This window comes from Vreelandella lutescens (assembly GCF_014640815.1).
GTDB classification, from domain to species: Bacteria; Pseudomonadota; Gammaproteobacteria; order Pseudomonadales; family Halomonadaceae; genus Vreelandella; species Vreelandella lutescens.
On record NZ_BMHM01000001.1, the window covers coordinates 314,028 to 332,619 of the forward strand.

At 57.9% G+C, this 18,592-nt stretch carries 14 protein-coding genes; 9 read left to right on the forward strand and 5 right to left on the reverse strand.

Features of this window, described 5'->3' with window-relative positions:
* The first annotated feature begins 29 nt into the window (after positions 1–29).
* The gene (gene smc / locus IEW65_RS01495) at positions 30–3,533 is read left to right on the forward strand and encodes a chromosome segregation protein SMC (RefSeq protein WP_188637743.1); all 3,504 of its coding nucleotides are present in this window, start codon (positions 30–32) and stop codon (positions 3,531–3,533) included.
* Here smc and IEW65_RS01500 read toward each other — a convergent pair.
* Positions 3,530–4,699, reverse strand: a complete 1,170-nt coding sequence (locus IEW65_RS01500; RefSeq protein WP_188637744.1) for a mandelate racemase/muconate lactonizing enzyme family protein — start codon at positions 4,697–4,699, stop codon at positions 3,530–3,532. The genes smc and IEW65_RS01500 overlap by 4 nt on opposite strands.
* A 99-nt stretch (positions 4,700–4,798) precedes the next feature.
* Here IEW65_RS01500 and IEW65_RS01505 point away from each other — a divergent pair, with 99 nt between their 5' ends.
* From IEW65_RS01505 to IEW65_RS01520, 4 genes are all read left to right on the forward strand, one after another.
* On the forward strand, positions 4,799–5,707 hold the full coding sequence (locus IEW65_RS01505; RefSeq protein WP_188637745.1) for a LysR family transcriptional regulator: 909 nt from the start codon (positions 4,799–4,801) through the stop codon (positions 5,705–5,707).
* A gap of 312 nt (positions 5,708–6,019) precedes the next feature.
* Complete coding sequence (gene zipA, locus IEW65_RS01510; protein ID WP_188637746.1) at positions 6,020–7,915, forward strand: cell division protein ZipA; 1,896 nt, start codon at positions 6,020–6,022, stop codon at positions 7,913–7,915.
* Positions 7,916–8,004: 89 nt separating this feature from the next.
* Positions 8,005–10,041 (forward strand): NAD-dependent DNA ligase LigA, encoded by a 2,037-nt coding sequence (gene ligA / locus IEW65_RS01515; protein ID WP_188637747.1) that lies wholly within the window; start codon positions 8,005–8,007, stop codon positions 10,039–10,041.
* Positions 10,038–10,310 carry a YheU family protein gene (locus tag IEW65_RS01520; RefSeq protein ID WP_188637748.1) on the forward strand — a complete coding sequence of 91 codons (273 nt, stop codon included), beginning with the start codon at positions 10,038–10,040 and terminating at the stop codon, positions 10,308–10,310. Before ligA ends, IEW65_RS01520 begins: the two co-directional genes overlap by 4 nt.
* On the opposite strand, the gene mnmC is transcribed toward IEW65_RS01520, so the two are convergent.
* Both mnmC and IEW65_RS01530 read right to left on the reverse strand, forming a co-directional pair.
* Positions 10,304–12,343 carry a bifunctional tRNA (5-methylaminomethyl-2-thiouridine)(34)-methyltransferase MnmC2/FAD-dependent 5-carboxymethylaminomethyl-2-thiouridine(34) oxidoreductase MnmC1 gene (mnmC, locus tag IEW65_RS01525; RefSeq protein WP_188637749.1) on the reverse strand — a complete coding sequence of 680 codons (2,040 nt, stop codon included), beginning with the start codon at positions 12,341–12,343 and terminating at the stop codon, positions 10,304–10,306. The genes IEW65_RS01520 and mnmC overlap by 7 nt on opposite strands.
* Positions 12,344–12,501: 158 nt before the next feature.
* Positions 12,502–12,801 carry a YciI family protein gene (locus IEW65_RS01530; RefSeq protein ID WP_188637750.1) on the reverse strand — a complete coding sequence of 100 codons (300 nt, stop codon included), beginning with the start codon at positions 12,799–12,801 and terminating at the stop codon, positions 12,502–12,504.
* Positions 12,802–12,935: 134 nt separating this feature from the next.
* Here IEW65_RS01530 and IEW65_RS01535 point away from each other — a divergent pair, with 134 nt between their 5' ends.
* Entirely contained in the window at positions 12,936–13,892 is a 957-nt protein-coding gene (locus IEW65_RS01535; RefSeq protein ID WP_188637751.1) for a PHP domain-containing protein, read from the forward strand.
* A gap of 54 nt (positions 13,893–13,946) precedes the next feature.
* Positions 13,947–14,570, forward strand: coding sequence for an L-threonylcarbamoyladenylate synthase (locus IEW65_RS01540; RefSeq protein WP_188637752.1), 624 nt, complete (start codon positions 13,947–13,949; stop codon positions 14,568–14,570).
* Positions 14,571–14,633: 63 nt separating this feature from the next.
* Here IEW65_RS01540 and IEW65_RS01545 read toward each other — a convergent pair whose 3' ends face one another.
* Both IEW65_RS01545 and IEW65_RS01550 read right to left on the reverse strand, forming a co-directional pair.
* Complete coding sequence (locus IEW65_RS01545; protein ID WP_188637753.1) at positions 14,634–15,536, reverse strand: ion transporter; 903 nt, start codon at positions 15,534–15,536, stop codon at positions 14,634–14,636.
* A gap of 42 nt (positions 15,537–15,578) precedes the next feature.
* Positions 15,579–16,478, reverse strand: coding sequence for a CYTH domain-containing protein (locus IEW65_RS01550; protein ID WP_188637754.1), 900 nt, complete (start codon positions 16,476–16,478; stop codon positions 15,579–15,581).
* A 136-nt stretch (positions 16,479–16,614) separates the two neighbouring features.
* Here IEW65_RS01550 and IEW65_RS01555 point away from each other — a divergent pair, with 136 nt between their 5' ends.
* Together IEW65_RS01555 and IEW65_RS01560 are read left to right on the forward strand one after the other, a co-directional pair.
* Positions 16,615–17,295 (forward strand): TIGR00153 family protein, encoded by a 681-nt coding sequence (locus IEW65_RS01555; RefSeq protein ID WP_188637755.1) that lies wholly within the window; start codon positions 16,615–16,617, stop codon positions 17,293–17,295.
* A 9-nt stretch (positions 17,296–17,304) separates the two neighbouring features.
* Positions 17,305–18,570 carry an inorganic phosphate transporter gene (locus tag IEW65_RS01560; RefSeq protein WP_188637756.1) on the forward strand — a complete coding sequence of 422 codons (1,266 nt, stop codon included), beginning with the start codon at positions 17,305–17,307 and terminating at the stop codon, positions 18,568–18,570.
* The last annotated feature ends 22 nt before the right edge of the window (positions 18,571–18,592 follow it).

The following is an 18,592-nucleotide window of genomic DNA, read 5'->3' on the forward strand; positions in this document are numbered from 1 at the left end:
CACGTAAGCCACCGCTGCTAAGGGTCGCAATGCGCTTAACCTCTATCCGTCTTGTTGGGTTCAAGTCCTTTGTTGATCCGGTCACCGTGCCCTTCGATGGCAATATGACGGCCATCGTTGGGCCGAACGGCTGCGGTAAATCCAATATTATTGATGCCGTGCGCTGGGTGATGGGGGAGTCCTCCGCCAAAACCCTGCGCGGCGAATCCATGGCTGACGTTATCTTTAACGGCTCCACCGGGCGTAAGCCGGTAGGGCAAGCGTCCATCGAGCTCAAGTTTGATAACCGCGACGGCGGCATGGGCGGTTTATACGCCCAGTACTCAGAAATTGCCGTTAAGCGTCTTGTGACCCGGGATGGTCAGTCCAACTACTTCTTTAACGGGCAAAAGTGCCGTCGCCGGGATATCGCCGACCTGTTCATGGGCACCGGCCTTGGCCCGCGCTCCTACGCCATCATCGGCCAGGGGATGATTTCGCGGCTGATTGAAGCCCGGCCTGACGATCTACGCGCCACCCTCGAAGAAGCGGCAGGTATCTCCAAGTACAAAGAGCGCCGCCGGGAAACCGAAAATCGCATGCGCCGTACCCAGGAGAACTTGGAGCGCCTGGACGATATTCGCGAAGAGCTGGATAAGCAGCTCGAACGCTTGAAGCGCCAAGCCGAAGCCGCCAAGCGCTATCAAGAACTCAAGCAGCAGGAGTACCGCTTAAAAGGTGAGCTGGCGCTGCTGCGCGGGCGCACCCTGCGGACTGAACAGTCCCGCCAAGAGAGTCGTGTGCGCGAGCTGGAAATCGCTGTTGAGAAAGACGTGTTTGGCGTTCGCCAGTGCGAAACCCGCCTGGAGCAAGCCCGCGAACAGCATGATGAGCTGGCCGAAGTGCTGGACCGCCACCAGCAGCAGTTTTATGAAACCACCACGCGCATTGCCCGCTTAGAGCAAGACCAGGCCCACCGCCGTAGTCGGGAGGCCCAGCTAGCCAATGATATAGCCACCGCCCGCCGGGATCTTGATGAGCAGCGCCGAGTCAGTGAGGGCGACCAAGAGCGGCTCGCGGTCATCGACGAGCGCTTTGAAGAGCTGCTGCCCGAGCATGAAGCGTTGGAAGAGCAGCTAGAAATGCTCGAGCAAACCCTGGCCGAAGCGACACCCGCCTTGGAAGCCGCTGAACAGCAGTGGTCCGATGCTGAAAACCGCTGGCGCGAGGCTAGCCGCGATGCCGACCGTAGCCAAGACCAACTGCGCGATTTAGAACAGCGTATTGCTCGGTTGCAGGCAGAGGGGCAGCGCCGCCGCCAGCAGCGCGGCGAGCTGGCCGATATGACCGCGCTGCAAAATGAGCACGCCGACTACCAAGCCCGCCTGGAGGAAGCCGACCAACGTGCCGATGCCTTCCAAGTGGAACGCGAACAGTGGCAGCAGCGCTATAGCGATGCCAAAGCGGCTTACCAACAGGCGGTCACCTCCCGTGACCAGCAGCGCGCCGCGCTCAGCCAACAGCAGGGTGAATTGGCCTCGCTGCAAGCGCTCATCGATGCCGCCCTGGCCGACCACGACCCGCAGCTGAGCGACGCGTTGGCCGCCCATGGCCTCGCTGATGCACCCCGCTTGGGGGAAGCCATTTCGGTGGCTCAGGGGTGGGAACGTGTCATTTCCTGGCTACTCGCTCCTTGGCTGAATGCCCGGCTGGTGGCAGCAGAACAGCTAAAAGCCCTGCCCGAAGCGCTGGCAACGGAGTGGTGTTTGATTGATCAAGCGCCAACGTCTCACGCCACGGCAGCGGGCTCCGGCCAGCGCCTTAGCAGCCTAGTAGAAGGCGCGGGCGCAATGGCTGAGTGGTTAGCAAGTATTCACTATGTAGATACCGCCGAGGCTGCCGAGGCGCTGTTGCCTACGCTTGCCCCCGGCGAGAGCGTGGTCAGCCAAGACGGTGTGTGGCGTGGCCGCGGCTGGCTACATCAGCAGGCCAATGGTGAAGGCGTGGATGCCTTGCTAGTTACTCGCCGACGCTTCGATGAGCTAGCATCAGAGCGAGAACGCGCGGAGGAAGCACTGGCCCTGCTGGACGAGCAGTGCGAGGCCGCTAACGAGGCGATTGAAACGTTAGAACTGACCCGTGAGCAGCAAGCGGAGCAGGAGCGTTCCCACGCCGCTACCCGCCAACAGCTAGCGGTACAAGAGCAGCGCCTTGCCCAACGCCTTGAGCATCTCTCCAGCCGTGCCACAGAACTAGACGACGAACTGGCGCAGCTGCAAGAGGATGAGGCGGAGTTAACGCTCACTTTAGAAGAGCAACGCGCCCGCTGGCGCACCGCCATGGAGCAGTTGGAAGCGGCCGCTGAGGCTCGAGAAACCAGCGTAGAGCAGCGCCATCGCCAGCGTGAACAGCGTGAGCAGCTCAACCAACAGCTCGCCCCGCTCAAAGCGCGTCAGCAGGCGCTGGCACTTGAGCGTGAACGCTTAAAAGCCGAGCGCGACAGCCTGCGCGCGCAGCAGTCCCGCTCAAGCGATACCGAAGAGCGCCTCTCGCTGCGTATTGCCGAGCTGGAAGAGTCCCGTGAGATGCTGGTAGAACCTGACGAGCTGGCCGCTGAGGAGCTTGAAGAGCTCTTGCACCAGCGCGAACAGCAGGAACGGCGGCTCAACGAGACCCGCCAACAAGCGCAGGCGCTGGCCGAGCAGCTACGCAACGACGAGTTAGCCCGCCAGCAGCACGAGCGCAACCTGGAACAGAGCCGTGAACAGCTCCAGCAGCGCCGTATGGAGGTGCAGGCGCTGGCGCTCAAAGCCGCCACCCAAGATGAACAGTTAGCGGAGCTTGGCCATAACGTCGATGAACTCGCCAGCACGTTGGCTAGCGATGCCAGCGAGCCTGAGTGGCAAGCCCGCTTGGAAAGCACGTCGGAGAAAATACGCCGCCTAGGCGCGATCAACCTTGCGGCCATCGAAGAGTACGACCAGCAGGCCGAACGGCGTAACTATCTTGAAGCTCAGCATGCCGAGCTCACCGAGGCGCTAGAGACCTTAGAGCGGGCCATCAAGCGCATTGACCAAGAAACCCGCGTGCGCTTTAAAGAAACCTTCGAGCAGGTAAACACCGGGCTACAAACCCTATTCCCCCGCGTATTTGGCGGCGGTGCCGCCTGGTTAACGCTCACCGGCGATGATTTACTGGAAACCGGCGTGGCGATCATGGCCCGCCCACCGGGCAAGAAAAACAGCACCATTCATCTGCTGTCAGGGGGCGAAAAAGCCCTGACCGCGCTGTCGCTGGTATTTGCCATCTTCCAGCTCAACCCAGCACCGTTCTGTATGTTGGATGAAGTTGATGCCCCATTAGATGATGCCAACGTGGGCCGCTACGCCAAGCTCGTGAAAGAGATGTCGGAAAGCGTGCAGTTTATCTACATCACTCACAACAAAATCGCCATGGAGGCCGCCGAGCGCCTGATGGGGGTGACCATGCAAGAGCCCGGCGTATCGCGTTTGGTCTCAGTGGGTATCGATGAGGCGGCAGAGCTGGTGGATTAACCTTCGCCCAGCTCGCGCATCACGGCATACAGTTTGGATTTGGCTTCAAAACCGACGCCGGGAATATCAGGCAGGCCAACGTAGCCATTTTCCACCTGGATGCCATCGGCAAAGCCACCAAACGGTTGGAAGACATCCGGATAGGACTCATTGCCGCCTAAATGCAGGCCTGCGGCAATGTTCAGCGACATCTGGTGGCCGCCGTGGGGCACGACCCGGCGCGATGACCAGCCAAGCTCGTCCATCACTTTCAGTGTGCGCATATACTCCACCAAGCCATAGGAAAGCGCACAGTCGAACTGTACAAAGTCTCGGTCGGCACGCATACCGCCATGGCGCAGCAGGTTACGCGCATCCTGATGAGAGAACAGGTTCTCACCCGTTGCCATAGGCAGGCTGTAGTGGTTTGCCAGCTCCGCCTGTAGCGCATAATCCAATGGGTCACCGGCTTCCTCGTACCAGAACAAGCCATAGGGTTTAAGCGCTTCGGCGTAGGCAATGGCGGTTTCTTGGTCAAAACGCCCGTTAGCATCCACCGCCAAGCGGCTGCCATCGCCAACTACCTTCAATACCGCTTCAATACGGCGCAGGTCTTCATCCAGAGGAGCTGCACCAATCTTCATCTTCACGACGTTATAGCCGCGATCTAAATAGCTGCGCATTTCATCTTGGAGCTTTGAGTGGTCTTTGCCGGGGTAGTAGTAACCGCCCGCGGCATACACCCACACTTTGTCGTCCGCCTGGCCGTTACGATAGCGGTCGGCGAGTAGGCGGTAGAGTGGCTTACCTTCGATTTTAGCCACGGCATCCCATACGGCCATGTCGATGGTGCCTACCGCGACGGAACGTTCACCGTGGCCGCCAGGCTTCTCGTTAGTCATAAGCGCTTTCCAGATCGCAAACGGATCCAGGTTGTTGTGCTCGTGATCTATTAGGCTCTCAGGGTCCGCCTCTGTAATGCGGTCTAAGAAACGGTCGCGCATCAGCGCGCCTTGCCCATAACGACCGTTTGAGTTGAACCCGTAGCCAATCACAGGCTTGCCATCACGAATCACATCGGTGACCACCGCGACCACCGAGCAGGTCATCTTGGAAAAGTCGATGTAGGCATTGGCGATGGGGGAGGCAATCGAGACGGTTTTCTCGCGAATTTCAACGATACGCATGGGTAACTCCTCAGTGAGTGATGGCTCCACGATAAGCGTGACAACCCATGGCGACCAATGCTATTACTCTCGCCTCCCATGCTGAAACGGCATTGCCTTATGGAATTGGTTTGGTTAGAAGATTTTAACGCGCTTGCTGAGCAAGGCAGCTTTGTGCGCGCCGCCCAAGCACGTCATGTCACTCAGCCCGCGTTTAGCAGGCGCATCCGCTCACTTGAGCAATGGATGGGTGTTGCGCTCTTTGTGCGTACGTCTCAGGGCACGCATTTAACGGAGGCAGGGCACTATATTCAATCCGGGGCGCTGGATGCAGTCACACGCCTTTATCGGTTAAGAAGCGATGCCCAGAACATTGCTAACAAAGCCAGCAATACGCTGCAGTTTACGGCGACACATTCGCTCTCCTTTACTTTTTTTCCGCGCTGGGTACGCCAATTAGAACAAGGCGCATTGCTACATTCGGTGCAGCTGCATTCCGACACCATGGCGGCCTGTGAACAGCTACTGCTGCAAGGCGCTGCCCAGTTTCTGCTGAGTCACCGTGACCCGGCCGTTCACTCTTTATTGGCCACTGAACAGTTTGAGACGCTCTGTATCGGCCACGACCGGTTGCTCCCATTGGTCGGCCAAGCATTGCACTGCACGTCAGATTTCCAGAAGTTTCCTTATTTGGCCTACACCGATGCCTCTGGCCTGGGCCGTATCCTGGCCCATCATTTAAATCAGCGAAAAAATGCGGCAATGAAGCTGCCACTATTAGAGCGCCCGGCGCACTTTAGCAGCCACTTGGCAGCCGTACTGATGTCGATGGCGCTTGAAAATAAAGGCATGGCGTGGATTCCTGAAAGCCTTTCGGAACAGGAAGTTGCAGAAGGGCGATTAGTGCGTGCGCTACCGCCTGAGTGGGATATACCGGTAGAAATCCAGTTGACCCGGCCTCGACAGCTCAGCAGCGGCGTGGCGGATGCTTTCTGGAAGAAACTCGCAGAAGTGCCCTATCCTCACTAACATAACGTTTAAATAAGGTGAGCTGATCGCGTATCAGCGTGTAAAAAAACCGCATTGCCAGCCTGTAAAGGCAGTGGGCAGAGCAAATTAACGCGGAAATGGCACTTTTGGTGGTTGATAAGGTCGAAAATTTCGCCTAAAAAGCCCTCATACTTGCTCAAACGTGTGAAAATTAGCAAAAATTGGCCCTTTTCGTAGCAACCGCGCTATGCTTGAGGCTAAATATCGATTCATAAGAAGGTTCCCATATTCTGGCGTTGTGACACGTACTTCGCCTAAGTAACCGGTTAGATGACCCATGGAATGCTCGACATGGAATTAAGAGAGTGGTTAATCATTCTAGGACTGGCACTGGTTTCGCTTATCGTTGTCGACGGTGTGCGTAGGCTCCAGCGTCAGCGTCGTGTGCCCCGGCTAGACCAAGCGGTAAAGGACTTACCCACCGCGAAGCTAGAAGAGTTAGACGACGAGGCGAAAGAAGCCGAAATCAATTGGGAATTGCCGAATGGCGGTGCTCGGGTAGTCAAGCCTGCGGATTACAGCGGGCTTGGCAATAAGCCCAAACTAGAGCGCCAAGAGCATCCTGGGCCCTCCAAGGTGCTGTCGGATTTCCGTCGCTCGTTTAAAAAAGCGACCACCAAATCTGCGCCCACCGCAAAAGCAGCAGAACGTGCGGAGCCTACGGATGCTTTACGTTCAAAGGACGCTGTTGCCAAAGACACGATTGGCCCCATCGCCAAAGGCCCCAGCGCAGCCCCTGTAGCAGAGAAAAGCGAGCTACCGCGTCGCGAGCCCAGCCTCTTTGCGGCGGCCGAACGGGAAGCAGACGTGGCGAAAGCGCCTGCCCAGCCGGTAGAGCAAGCGCCGGTAGCGGCAGCACGCCCAACACCGGAGCCCGCCGTCGCCGCATCGCCAGCTGCTGAAGTGGTTGAACCAGTCTCTCAGCCACTGCCACAGCCACAACAGCCAGTGCCGGAACCAGAGCTAACCTCAGCGCATAAATCTGAGCCTCAAACAGCGCCGGAACCTGCCATTCAAACGGAATCAGCCACTACGCGCGAGCCAGAAGCTCATCTAGCGTCAGAAGCGCGGCCTGAATTAGCAGCCGAGCCCACGGCGGTTAAGGTAGATGCTCCGTCTGTTGAAGAGCCGGTTCCAACGCTAGAACCCGAGCCGGTACTGCGCGCTGAGCCTGAAGATGCCGTGTTTGCCAAGCACGCGTCTGATGCGCCCAAGCGCCGCCAGCTGCGTGCCGACACGGCGGGCGACCATGAACTGGATGACGATGAAATCGACGAGTACCGCTTAGTCGATTTTGAAGGCATTGGCCGTTCTTTTAAACGTCGTATTATTGAGCGCCGTAAAGAGCGAGCGATCAAAAAAGCCGAAAAAGCAAAGCGTGCTGAAGCGGCAGCCAAGCAAAAAGCGGAGCGTAAAGCGTTAGAAGCAGAGCAGCGCCGTGAAGCTAAGCAGGCCGCCGAAGCTGAAAAAGCCCGTATCGCCCAAGAGAAAGCCCAGGCCCGCGAAGCGGCTGCCAGTGAAGCCGCTGCTAAGCGTGAAGCCATGCAGGCAATGCCCGCCGAGCCTGATCGCTATGAAGATAGTCGTGCCAGCCGCTATGAAGAGCACTATCAAGCGTTTGACGAGGACTATGAAGACGATATCGCGCCGCAAGATAACGTGGTGCGCGCGCATCCTACGTTGGAAAAAGCCCTTCGCCACGATGTGAATGGCGAACACGCCAAAGAAACGCTAGGCAACGCCGATGAAATGATCGTGATCAGCGTGCTGTCACGAGACCCAGAAGGGTTTGATGGCAGCAAGCTGCTTGAACTGATGATGGCCTGCGGGCTCCGTTACAGCCGCACTATGGGTGTATTCCACCGTTTTGAAACGGAAAGCCCGGATAGCGAGCTGCAGTTCTCCATGGTGAACGTGCTTAAGCCCGGCTCTTTCCCGATTGAAGAGATGGATGAGTTCGTGACCCCCGGCATCACTTTCTTAATGCCGCTACCCGGTGCCGTCGATAGCTCTGCTGCCTTTGAGGCGATGGTGGAAACGGCTATGGTCGTGGTTCGCCACATGGGCGGTGAGCTGAAAGATGAGAACCGTAGCGTGATGACGGCACAAACCATTGAGTTTGCGCGGCAGCGCGTGCATGAGTTTGAGCGTCGCCACCGCTTGCACCGCCATATGCAGGCCCGCTAAACGCCGCGTTGCGCGAACACCCGCCTTCCCCAAGAAGGCGGGTGTTTTTGTTACTAAATACCCGTTTTATTTATCTTCGGAATGTCTGAATGAGTCAGCCTGACCCCTCTGTATTAGAAGAAATTGGCCAACTGCGTGTCGCGCTAAACGATGCCAACTACCGCTATTACGCTCTGGATGAGCCGACGCTAACAGATGCCGACTACGACCGTCAGCTACAGCGCTTACAGCAGTTGGAGAGCGAGTATCCTGATCAGGTGGTGCCGGATTCGCCTACCCAGCGAGTGGGGTCAGCGCCGACCGAAGGATTTCCTGAAGTCGCCCATGCGATTCCCATGCTTTCTCTAGATAACGCTTTCAGCCGTGACGATATTGTGGCGTTTGCCCAGCGGGTGGCAGAGCGCTTGGAGTGTCAGGTAGATGATATCGAGTTTAGCTGCGAGCCCAAGCTCGATGGTGCTGCGGTATCGTTAGTGTACGAGCAAGGCGTATTGGTGATCGGTGCAACGCGAGGGGATGGCCGCACAGGGGAAGGCATTACTTCAAACCTGCGTACCCTGCGTTCGGTGCCGTTAAAGCTCGTCGGTGATGAGTTGCCTGCGTTGGTAGAAGTGCGCGGCGAAGTGATTATGCGCCACTCCGGCTTTGAAGCGCTCAATGAGCGTGCCAGAGAAGAGGGCAGCAAAGTATTTGCCAACCCGCGCAACGCCGCGGCTGGCAGCCTGCGCCAGCTCGACCCGCGCATTACGGCCACTCGCCCGCTAGAGTTTCATGCCTACCAAGCAGCACGCTTGGAGCCAGACTTGGGCGATACCACTCACAGTGCCCTAATGCAGCGGCTTTCCAAACTGGGCTTTCGCACCAGCACCGAGCTAACCACGATGCGCGGCCCAGAGGCCGTTGCCGACTATTGCGATCAGTTAGGTGCAAAACGCGACCAGCTGGGCTACGACATTGATGGCGTGGTGATTAAGGTGAACGACCTGCGCCACCAGCGGGAGCTGGGATTTGTGGCCCGCGCCCCGCGCTGGGCGGTAGCGTTTAAATTTCCCGCTCAAGAAGAAGTCACGACTCTAAACGATGTGGAGTTTCAGGTAGGTCGTACCGGGGCGATTACGCCGGTGGCACGCCTTGAGCCGGTCACTGTTGCCGGTGTTACCGTCTCCAACGCCACGCTGCACAATGCCGATGAGATTATCCGCTTAGGCGTAATGATTGGCGATACGGTAGCCATTCGCCGCGCAGGGGATGTGATTCCACAAGTGGTGCGTGTGGATGAAGAGAAGCGCCCGGCGGATGCCCGTGCGATTACCTTCCCCGACCACTGCCCCGTGTGCGGCTCGGATATCGAACGCTTGGAAGGCGAGGCGGTGGCGCGCTGCTCTGGCGGACTTTACTGCGCTGCCCAGCGTAAAGAGGCACTGAAACACTTTGCCAGCCGTAAAGCGCTGGATATCGACGGCCTGGGCGAGAAGCTGATTGAGCAGCTGGTGGATCAGGAGTGGGTGAAAACGCCTGCTGATCTCTTCCATCTCAGCGTGGAGCAGTTAAAGAGCTTGCCGCGTATGGGTGAAAAATCCGCCACGAACTTGGTTAATGCCCTAGAGAAGGCCAAACAGACCACGCTAGCGCGGTTTATCTACGCGCTAGGCATCCGTGAGGTAGGCGAAGCCACGGCAGCCAATGTGGCTAACCACTTCGGCACCTTGCAAGCGCTGCAAGACGCCGATCAAGCGGCGCTGGAAGCGGTGAACGACGTAGGCCCCATTGTCGCCAAGCATATCCACACGTTTTTTCGCCAGCCCCACAACCTAGAAACACTCCAAGTGCTGATTGAGGCGGGTATTACCTGGCAAGAGTCAGAAGTGACCCAAGGCCCCACGCCGTTAGAGGGCCAAACCTGGGTGCTCACCGGTGCCATGGAGAGCATGACCCGCGATGAAGGCAAAGCGCGGCTTCAGGCGCTGGGGGCCAAAGTGGCGGGCAGCGTATCGAAAAAAACCACCTGCTTAGTGGCCGGTGAAGCCGCGGGCAGTAAGCTCACTAAAGCCGAGCAGTTGGGCGTTGAAGTGATTGACGAAGCGACCTTTATTGACCGTTTAACCGCCTGGGAGCGAAGCGAATGAGCCGATTTATTGAAGTGCCTGCACGCATGCTGCCGCCTGATACGCTCACCGCGCTGCTGGAAGCATTTGTGACCCGTCAAGGCTACGACACCACCGACACCGGCGAAGGCATGAGCGGCTGGGTGGCCGAACTCAGGCAGCAGTTGGACCGTCACGAGCTGATCATTGCCCATGACCTTGAGCTTGAAATGACCGAAGTGATGACCCTCGCCCAGTGGCGCTCCTTTGGGCGAGAGTTGGCGGATGACGAAGAGGAAGGTGACTACTGAGCGCGCACCAGCGCGCTAATCACCCGCCTCCCTGGGTGTAGATGGTCGATGAGCGGCTGCTCTAGCGGCAGCGGCTCATCGCAAATGCGTGAGGCGATGACTTCCGCACATAGCGGCGCGCTGGCCAGCCCCCGCGAGCCATGGGCGGTGGATATCCACAGCCCTGGGTAGTGCTCGCCAGTAATAGGCGGCACTTTAGAAGCATCTTTACGCAGCACTGCGTAATCCCGCTGCCACGCGGCTGTGTGGGGTACTGGCCCGGCGTAAGGGGTTTTGTCGGGGCTTGCCGCGCGAACCGCTGCGCGACCTTCTAGCTGTGCCGGTGTAAGCGTCACACCGCTCGCCTCAAGCGTGGCCACCCATTCTGGCAGTGCCTGCCTCAGCTCATCAATATTGCGCTGGTGCTCTTCCTCGACCAGTTGCGTTGTGGCGTTATTGGGCACAAAGCTCGCGCCGAAGGTCAGTACGTTATCCATCGGCGGCGATACATAGCCTCCTGCGCACACCACTTTAGTGGGCACCTCAGTGCCTTCTGGCAGCGTTAACTCGCTGACCTGGCCGCGCACCTGCTGCAACGGCAGCTCGGCGGTTTGGGCAAACTGGTTAGCTAGGGATGCCGTCGCCACGACCACATGATCAGCCTGCAGCGTTTCACCGCGGGCCAGCGTGACCTGCCACTGCGCCGTTTTAGAGGCTTGCTGGGCTTGTTGCAGCTCGGTGACGTCGCCCTGCCGGAAGGTAATATTGTCGTGCTGCAACAGTTGTTCGCAGAGCTTTTTGGGCTGAACCCAGCCCGCCTGGGGATAAAAAAGCCCGTGTGCCGCTGAGACCGGCACGCCAGCTAGGCTGCTCAGCGCGTCACTCTGTGCAGACACAACCGATTCCGGTAGCGGATGATTGGCCAGAAAACACTGCTGGCGGGTTGCCTCTTTATCGCTTAGCGCTAGCTGTAACACGCCACAAGGCTGCCAAAGCGGCGGCTCCTGTGGAAAAGCGGCGGCCAGTTGCCCCAGCCAGCGCTGGCTATACAGAAGCCCCGCTAGGTAAACGCGGCTTTGGTGATTGGTTTCCACCGCGAGCTTTACATAGAGCGCCCCCTGGCGGTTGCCAGAACCGCCCGCGCCAGGGGAGTCGCGCTCAATCACCGTCACTTGCTTGCCGCGCTTAGCCAGCGCTGCCGCCACGCTGCTGCCCGCCATGCCTGCGCCGATCACCACCACGTGCTTGGCTTCATAGTGGGCAGGCGGCGTGAACCACGGCGTCGCGCTGCGCCGTCTATCCGTAGGCGGGGCCTCAATGGCGCCTGCCAACATCTCCCGCTTACGGCCAAAACCGGGCACTTTCTTCCACTGAAACCCTGCCGCCTTTAGCCCGCGCTTCACAACACCTGCACAGGTAAAGGTAGCGAAGGTAGCGCCTGGGCGTGACCGCGCTGCCATGGCCTCAAAAAGCTCGGGTTGCCACATGTCTGGGTTTTTAGAGGGCGCAAAGCCGTCTAAAAACCAAGCATCGACTTGGCCCTCCAGCAGGTTTAGCCGCTCGGTGGTGTCGCCAAAGTGCAGATCGAGGGTAACGCGCTCGCTTAGGTGCAAACGGTGGATGCCGCTCACCGCTTCCGGCCATAGCGCACACAGCACCTGTGAATAACCGGCAAGCGACGGCCACGCGCTCAGGGCGCGGGTTAGCGCTTCCCGGTCGAGGGGAAATTTTTCTGTGGATAACAGATGCAGCCGTGCGTCTTTTGGGGCGTGCTGCTCAAAGCAAGCCCAGGCGCACAGCATGTTCAACCCGGTGCCAAAGCCTGTCTCGCCAATCACGAACGCCCGCGCTTCCTGCCAAGCCGCAAACCGCTCGGGAAGCCGATTGGCCCCTAAGAAAACGTGCTCGGTTTCTGCGCGGCCATCTTCCCTGGAAAAATAGAGGTCGTCGAAAACGTCGGAATGGGGTGACGTATCGTTCCAAGAGAGCGTTGGGGCCGTTAATGCCGCGAGGGGTGGCAGGGAACTTGGGTGTTGGGCAGGGCGTTGAGTCACGCGAGCATCCGTGGTGATGAATGGTTGGTTAAAAAATGATCAATTTGTTAATCGGGGCGCTATCTCTGGCTTATAGAAAAGCGTCCGCCGGGTTTTCACAGAGTTTTCCACAGGCTCTGTGAAAAAGCGGGCGGACCCTCCACACTCGCCCCTAAGGGTCAAGGCAAAACTTTTTTGAACGGCTTAACAATTACCTTGGCATAGACCCCAGCGATGATGTATGGGTCGGCGTCTGCCCAGGCTTGGGCCTCTTCTAAACTGTCGAATTCTGCCACTACTAAGCTGCCGCTAAAGCCCGCATCGCCGGGGTTGTCGGAATCAATGGCGGGGTGCGGGCCAGCCAGAATAAGACGACCTTCATCGCGCAGTGCTTCAAGCCTTGCGAGGTGGTCAGGACGGGCTGCTAAGCGGCGTTCTAAGCTGTTAGCAACATCTTCACTGATAATGGCATAAAGCATGGGGATAACTCCTTGAAGGCAGGGGCAACGTATCGGCCGTAGCATTGACCGCACCCCGGTTAGCGCGCACCATGGCGAGCCTGTTCGTGTTCAACACGCCTATTCTGACAAACTCGCCACACGGCGTCATGCTAATGCCACTACTTCCTAATGCGCTTGCCTCAAAACTTCCCGCCGTGTTCGATGCCGACCAGCGCTACTCGGTCGACCTGCACATGCACTCGACCGCGTCCGACGGGGCGCTTTCTCCTGCTGACCTGGTGGCCTTATGCGCTGAACGTGGTGTGACCCACATGGCGCTCACCGACCACGACACCATGGACGGCGTTGAAGAAGCGAGCCACGCCGCCCAGCAGGCAGGGCTTTGCCTAGTGCCGGGGTGTGAGTTATCCACCCGCTGGCAGGGCATTAATATTCACGTGGTGGCCCTCATGCCCGGTGGGCTACAAGGGGCGATGATTGAAGGGCTTGAGCAGCAGCGCGAAGCGCGTATTAAACGTGCCGAAGTGATTGCCGAGCGGCTAGAAAAAATGGGCCTGCCTAATGCGCTGGAAAAAGCCCGCGCCCAGGCGGGCAGCGACCGCCCGCTAGGGCGGCCCGATTTTGCCCGGGCGTTAGTAGCAGAAGGCGTGGTGGCCGACTGGGCTGGCGCGTTTAAGCGCTACCTGGGCAGCGGCAAAAAAGGCGATGTTAAAGCCCATTGGCCGGAAATTAGCGAAGCAGTGGGTTGGGTCGTGGCGTCTGGCGGTGTGGCTGTGCTTGCCCATCCGCTGCGCTACGGGCTTACCCGGCGCAAGCGTGGCCTGTTGATGGATACCTTTATGGCCGCAGGTGGGCAAGGCGTGGAGCTGGTCAGCGGCCAGCAAAACCCTGACATGACCCGCGATTTGGCGCGCCAGTTGGTGGAGCGAGAACTGTACGCCTCGTTAGGCAGTGATTTCCACTTTCCTGGCAGCCATGCAGCGCCTGGCAGTATGAGCCCAGTGCCCCGTACCGCTGCGCCGCCTATTTGGCAGCATCCCCGTTTATCCCACCTGCGCGATGCCCCAAGCGGTATGCTGGGTGCTAAGCCGTTGAATCAGCTAAGCTGAAAGAGATATCGCTAAAAACCTTAGCTAACAGATGCCTACGGGCAGGAGTGAGCGATGAGCCAATATTTTCAGATTCATCCGGAAAACCCGCAAAAGCGGCTGATCGACCAAGCCACCGAGATTATTCGTAAGGGCGGAGTGGTGGCCTACCCCACGGATTCAGGCTACGCGCTGGGCTGCCATTTAGGCGAAAAGAAGGCCATCGAAAAAATCAAATGGCTGCGCTCGCTGGATGATAAGCACAACTTCACCCTGGTGTGTTCCGACCTTTCCGAAATTGGCACCTACGCTAAAGTGGATAACGCGGTGTTCCGGCTGCTGAAAGCCCACACGCCTGGCCCCTACACCTATATTCTTGATGCCACCACCGAAGTACCGCGCCTTCTGCTACACCCCAAGCGCCGCTCTATCGGCGTGCGAGTGCCAGATCATCGAATTACTCACGCGCTGCTTGAAGCGCTAGGCGGGCCGCTGATGAGCGTGACGCTAATTCCAGTAGGTGAAGCGCTGCCCATGAGCGACCCAGAAGAGATTCGTGAACGCTTTGGTGCCCATCTGGATTTGATTATTGATGGCGGAGCCTGCCATCTCGACCCCACCAGCGTGATTGATTTACGCGAGCTGCCGCCCAAAATTGTGCGCGTCGGTCGTGGAGACGTGACGCCGTTTCAAGAGTAAGCGGGGGTTGGGAATCACGAAAACGGGGGCGCTTAGCGCCCCCGTTTTCGTAGGGGCGAGGCGCTATTTATCCTCGCTGGCTGACTCATCGTCGGTACTATCCTTGTGTGCTTTTTTGCGCGGGTCTTCGCTGTTTTCGTCTAGCCACGTGCCGCAGCGCAGGCAGTAGCGGGCGCGCTTTTCATGGCGGTCGTGGCCACAACCGGGGCAGGCCTCTTCAGAGTAGCGGTCTTCACGAATCGAACGAATCACCTGGGCGGAAAACACCCCCGTCGGCACGGCGATAATCGAGTAACCAATTAACATCAGGATGACCGTGATCGCTTTGCCCAGCGGGGTGGCGGGCACAATATCCCCATACCCCACGGTCGTCATACTCACGATGGCCCAATACATCGACATGGGAATACTGGTAAAGCCCGATTCCGGTGACTCAATGGTGTACATCAACGCAGCAAATAGCGTGACTACCATTAAAATACTGCTAAAAAAGAGCAGGATCTGGCGCAGACTACGCTTGAGCGCATCCAGCAGCAGCCTGCCTTCCCCGACAAACTCCATCAGCCGCAAAATGCGGAAGATACGCAGCACCCGCAAAATCCGCACAATCACCAGCCCATGGGCACCCGGCACCAGCAGCACCAGCCAGGTAGGAATGATGGCCACCAAATCGACGATGCCATAAAAACTTTTCAAATAAACCGTGGGGCGTTCCAGGCAGTAGAGCCGTACCAGCAGTTCCAGGCTAAACAGCAGCGTAAAGGCCCACTCGATATAGAAAAAAATATGCCCGTAGCGTTCGGCATAGATCTCAATGCTGCCCAGCAAAATCACCGCAACGCTCAAAATGATCGCGATGATCAAGGCGATATCGAACGCCTTGGCACCCGGCGTATCGGACTCAAAAATAATATGAAACAGCCGGGCGCGGAGTCCTTCGGCACCAGGGGTGAGTGGAAAGCTCATCGCGTCATCCTGAAGTGGGCTTAATGAATCGTGAAAACGTGTTTAGCGTAGCGCGGTTTCGTGTGCCAAGCGACGGGCCAGCTGTAACGCCGCCACGCCATAGGCCGTGGTTGGCATGCCGGCACTATCTAATGCAGTGGGGAGTATGGCGGCATCTGCCCGGCTCGCGTCATCCAGCTCAGCGTGTGTGGCTAGCGTTGCTAGCGCCTGTTGTGCTGCGGTTAAGTGTTCAGCGTTATGGCTATCGTGATAGGCATCCAAAGCAACCGTCGCACGATGCAGCCATTCGGCGGGGTGAGTGGCGTTGGGTAGCTGCCACTGCTGGCTACCTAATGCATTACCACGAGCCGCTTTGCTGCTATCGGAAGGCCGTAGCGGCACTTGGTTGGCCAGCGCGATTGCCAGCGTCCACAAGGCCTGGGGGTCGCCTGCTTTTAGCTCTAGCTCCACTTCGCAAATGGGTACGCGTGCCTCACCGCAAACGATCTCACCCTCATCGAATACCAACTCGATATGGCTCTCTTGCCAAACAAGCTGCCAACTGCGGCGAGTAAAGTCAGTGCCTAACGTGGGACGCAACTGAGCGATGGTACCCGCCAAGGTGTCTTGAAACGGTGGCAGGTTAGCCAGAGCAGTATGGTCTAGGGTGTGTTCAGGAACTTGCCATTCCCACTCTTGTCGGCTGGAGAGCCCGCCGCCGCCATGGCCTGCGGTTTTGACTGTTTGTAGCACGCGCTCGCCCAGCCTGCGTAAGCGAACGGCGACGTTAGCGGCGGCAAGGTGGCCACTGGGTGTATCAAAATAGGTATTGGTAAGCGTTTGTTTTTCTTGTGATGCATTAGCCAATACAGGATGGCTGAGCAGGGCACCAAGCTGTGTGGGCGAAAGCGCCAACTTTAGCTCTATTTCTGTTGGCGCTGACACTTCATTCGTATTTTTCATGACAATCGCCACCTCATTGTTGTGACAGTTTGGTTAAATTTTGATGACATTATGAACTTTTCATGACGGCGGCGGACGCACTCTTTATACTGATGCCCGCCATTTCCAGGCTCCCCGAAAACAGGCTAAAGGCTATATGGTAACCTCCAACCCTTTTTCCGCGATGTTTGGCCGCTCGCCATTCCAGCCGTTGCTGGCCCACATCGTCAAGGCCAATGAATGCGCCGACCAACTGCTGCCATTCTTTGAGGCAACACTTGCCGGTGATTGGGACACCGCGGCTGAACTGCGCGAGAACGTGACGCGCTTAGAGCACGACGCCGACACCCTGAAAACAGAATTACGGCTTAACCTCCCCAATACCATGTTCTTACCGGTATCGCGCTCTGACCTGCTTGATTTGATTAGCGTACAGGACAAGATCGCCAACAAGGTACGCGACATTACCGGCATTATGCTGGGCCGTAAAATGCGCGTGCCCGATGAGCTGGCGGATCTCATGCGTGAATACATGGTCACCAGCGTGGCCTGTGTTGCTCAGGCACGCCAAGCCCTTGAAGAGCTGAAAGACCTGCTCGAATCCGGTTTTGGTCGCAACGTATCGGATGTCATGCAAAACATGATCCGCGAGTTGCACACGCTTGAGCACCAAGCCGATGACCAGCAGGTGGCTATTCGTCGCCGCTTGTTTGAGCTTGAAAGCCAGCTACCGCCGGTCGATGTGATCTTCCTTTACAAGATTATCGACTGGGTAGGCGAGCTGTCTGATCGCGCTGAACGTGTGGGCAGTCGCCTGCAGATTTTGACCGCTCGCTAAGGGGATCCCATGCAGATTATTGCCCAGCACGGCGAAATTTTTATCATCCTTGCCTGTTTGTTTGGTTTCTTCATGGCGTGGGGTGTGGGTGCTAACGATGTGGCGAACGCCATGGGCACCTCGGTGGGGTCCAAGGCGATCACCATCAAACAAGCCATTATTATCGCGGTCATTTTTGAGTTTCTAGGCGCGTGGTTGGCCGGTGGTGAAGTGACGGCCACGATTCGCGGCGGGATGCTTGATCCTGTTCTGTTAGAAGCCAATCCGCAGCTGCTGGTGTACGGCATGCTGTCCGCCCTATTGGCGGCGGCCATCTGGTTGATGATTGCTTCAGCACGGGGCTGGCCCGTGTCCACTACCCACTCCATTGTGGGGGCGATTGTGGGCTTTGGGGCCGTAGGTCTTGGCGTTGAAGCGGTGGCATGGAGCCGCGTTGGTACGATTGCCTCTAGCTGGGTTGTTTCCCCGCTGCTGGCCGGTACCATTGGTTTTGTGCTGTTTAAGTCCGTTCATCACCTGATTTTTGAAAGTAACGATCCCTTTGCGGCGGCCAAGCGATACGTGCCGGGCTATGTGTTCCTGGTCGGCTTTATTGTCTCCATGGTAACGCTGACCAAAGGCCTGACCCACGTTGGGTTGGATCTCTCTTTCGGCCAAAGCTTCCTGCTGTCGCTTCTGCTGGGTGTGGCCATCATGGGCTTGGGCGTCGTGATGCAGCGACGTATCAAGTATGAGAAAAACGCCAACGACCACTTTGGCTACGCCAACGTCGAGCGGGTGTTTGGTGTGCTCATGATCTTCACTGCGTGTGCCATGGCGTTTGCCCATGGTTCTAACGACGTGGCGAACGCCGTGGGCCCATTAGCCGCGGTGATCAGCGTGGTACGCAGCGAAGGCGTGATTGATAGCGCTGCGCTGGTGCCTTGGTGGGTACTGATTCTAGGCGGTGGTGGCATCGTATTTGGTCTGGTGACTTACGGCCACAAAGTGATTGCGACAGTAGGCACCGGCATTACCGAATTGACCCCCAGCCGTGGCTTTGCGGCCACACTGGCGGCAGCCACCACGGTAGTACTGGCTTCCGGTACCGGCTTGCCGATCTCCACGACGCACACGCTAGTCGGCGCTATTTTGGGTGTTGGTTTAGCGCGGGGTATGGCAGCACTTAACCTACGTGTCATTGGCACCATTGTGATGTCTTGGCTGATTACGCTGCCAGCGGGTGCTGGTTTGGCGATTCTGTTCTTCTTTATGTTCAAAGGCATGTTTGGCTAACCAACGCCTGCGGGCTCAGGGT

Bases quoted from the DNA above. Each gene is read 5' to 3' on its own strand.
- smc (WP_188637743.1), top strand. From the start codon at position 30: ATGCGCTTAACCTCTATCCGTCTTGTTGGGTTCAAGTCCTTTGTTGAT.
- IEW65_RS01500 (WP_188637744.1), bottom strand. From the start codon at position 4,699: ATGCGTATCGTTGAAATTCGCGAGAAAACCGTCTCGATTGCCTCCCCC.
- IEW65_RS01505 (WP_188637745.1), top strand. From the start codon at position 4,799: ATGGAATTGGTTTGGTTAGAAGATTTTAACGCGCTTGCTGAGCAAGGC.
- zipA (WP_188637746.1), top strand. From the start codon at position 6,020: ATGGAATTAAGAGAGTGGTTAATCATTCTAGGACTGGCACTGGTTTCG.
- ligA (WP_188637747.1), top strand. From the start codon at position 8,005: ATGAGTCAGCCTGACCCCTCTGTATTAGAAGAAATTGGCCAACTGCGT.
- IEW65_RS01520 (WP_188637748.1), top strand. From the start codon at position 10,038: ATGAGCCGATTTATTGAAGTGCCTGCACGCATGCTGCCGCCTGATACG.
- IEW65_RS01530 (WP_188637750.1), bottom strand. From the start codon at position 12,801: ATGCTTTATGCCATTATCAGTGAAGATGTTGCTAACAGCTTAGAACGC.
- IEW65_RS01535 (WP_188637751.1), top strand. From the start codon at position 12,936: ATGCCACTACTTCCTAATGCGCTTGCCTCAAAACTTCCCGCCGTGTTC.
- IEW65_RS01540 (WP_188637752.1), top strand. From the start codon at position 13,947: ATGAGCCAATATTTTCAGATTCATCCGGAAAACCCGCAAAAGCGGCTG.
- IEW65_RS01545 (WP_188637753.1), bottom strand. From the start codon at position 15,536: ATGAGCTTTCCACTCACCCCTGGTGCCGAAGGACTCCGCGCCCGGCTG.
- IEW65_RS01550 (WP_188637754.1), bottom strand. From the start codon at position 16,478: ATGAAAAATACGAATGAAGTGTCAGCGCCAACAGAAATAGAGCTAAAG.
- IEW65_RS01555 (WP_188637755.1), top strand. From the start codon at position 16,615: ATGGTAACCTCCAACCCTTTTTCCGCGATGTTTGGCCGCTCGCCATTC.
- IEW65_RS01560 (WP_188637756.1), top strand. From the start codon at position 17,305: ATGCAGATTATTGCCCAGCACGGCGAAATTTTTATCATCCTTGCCTGT.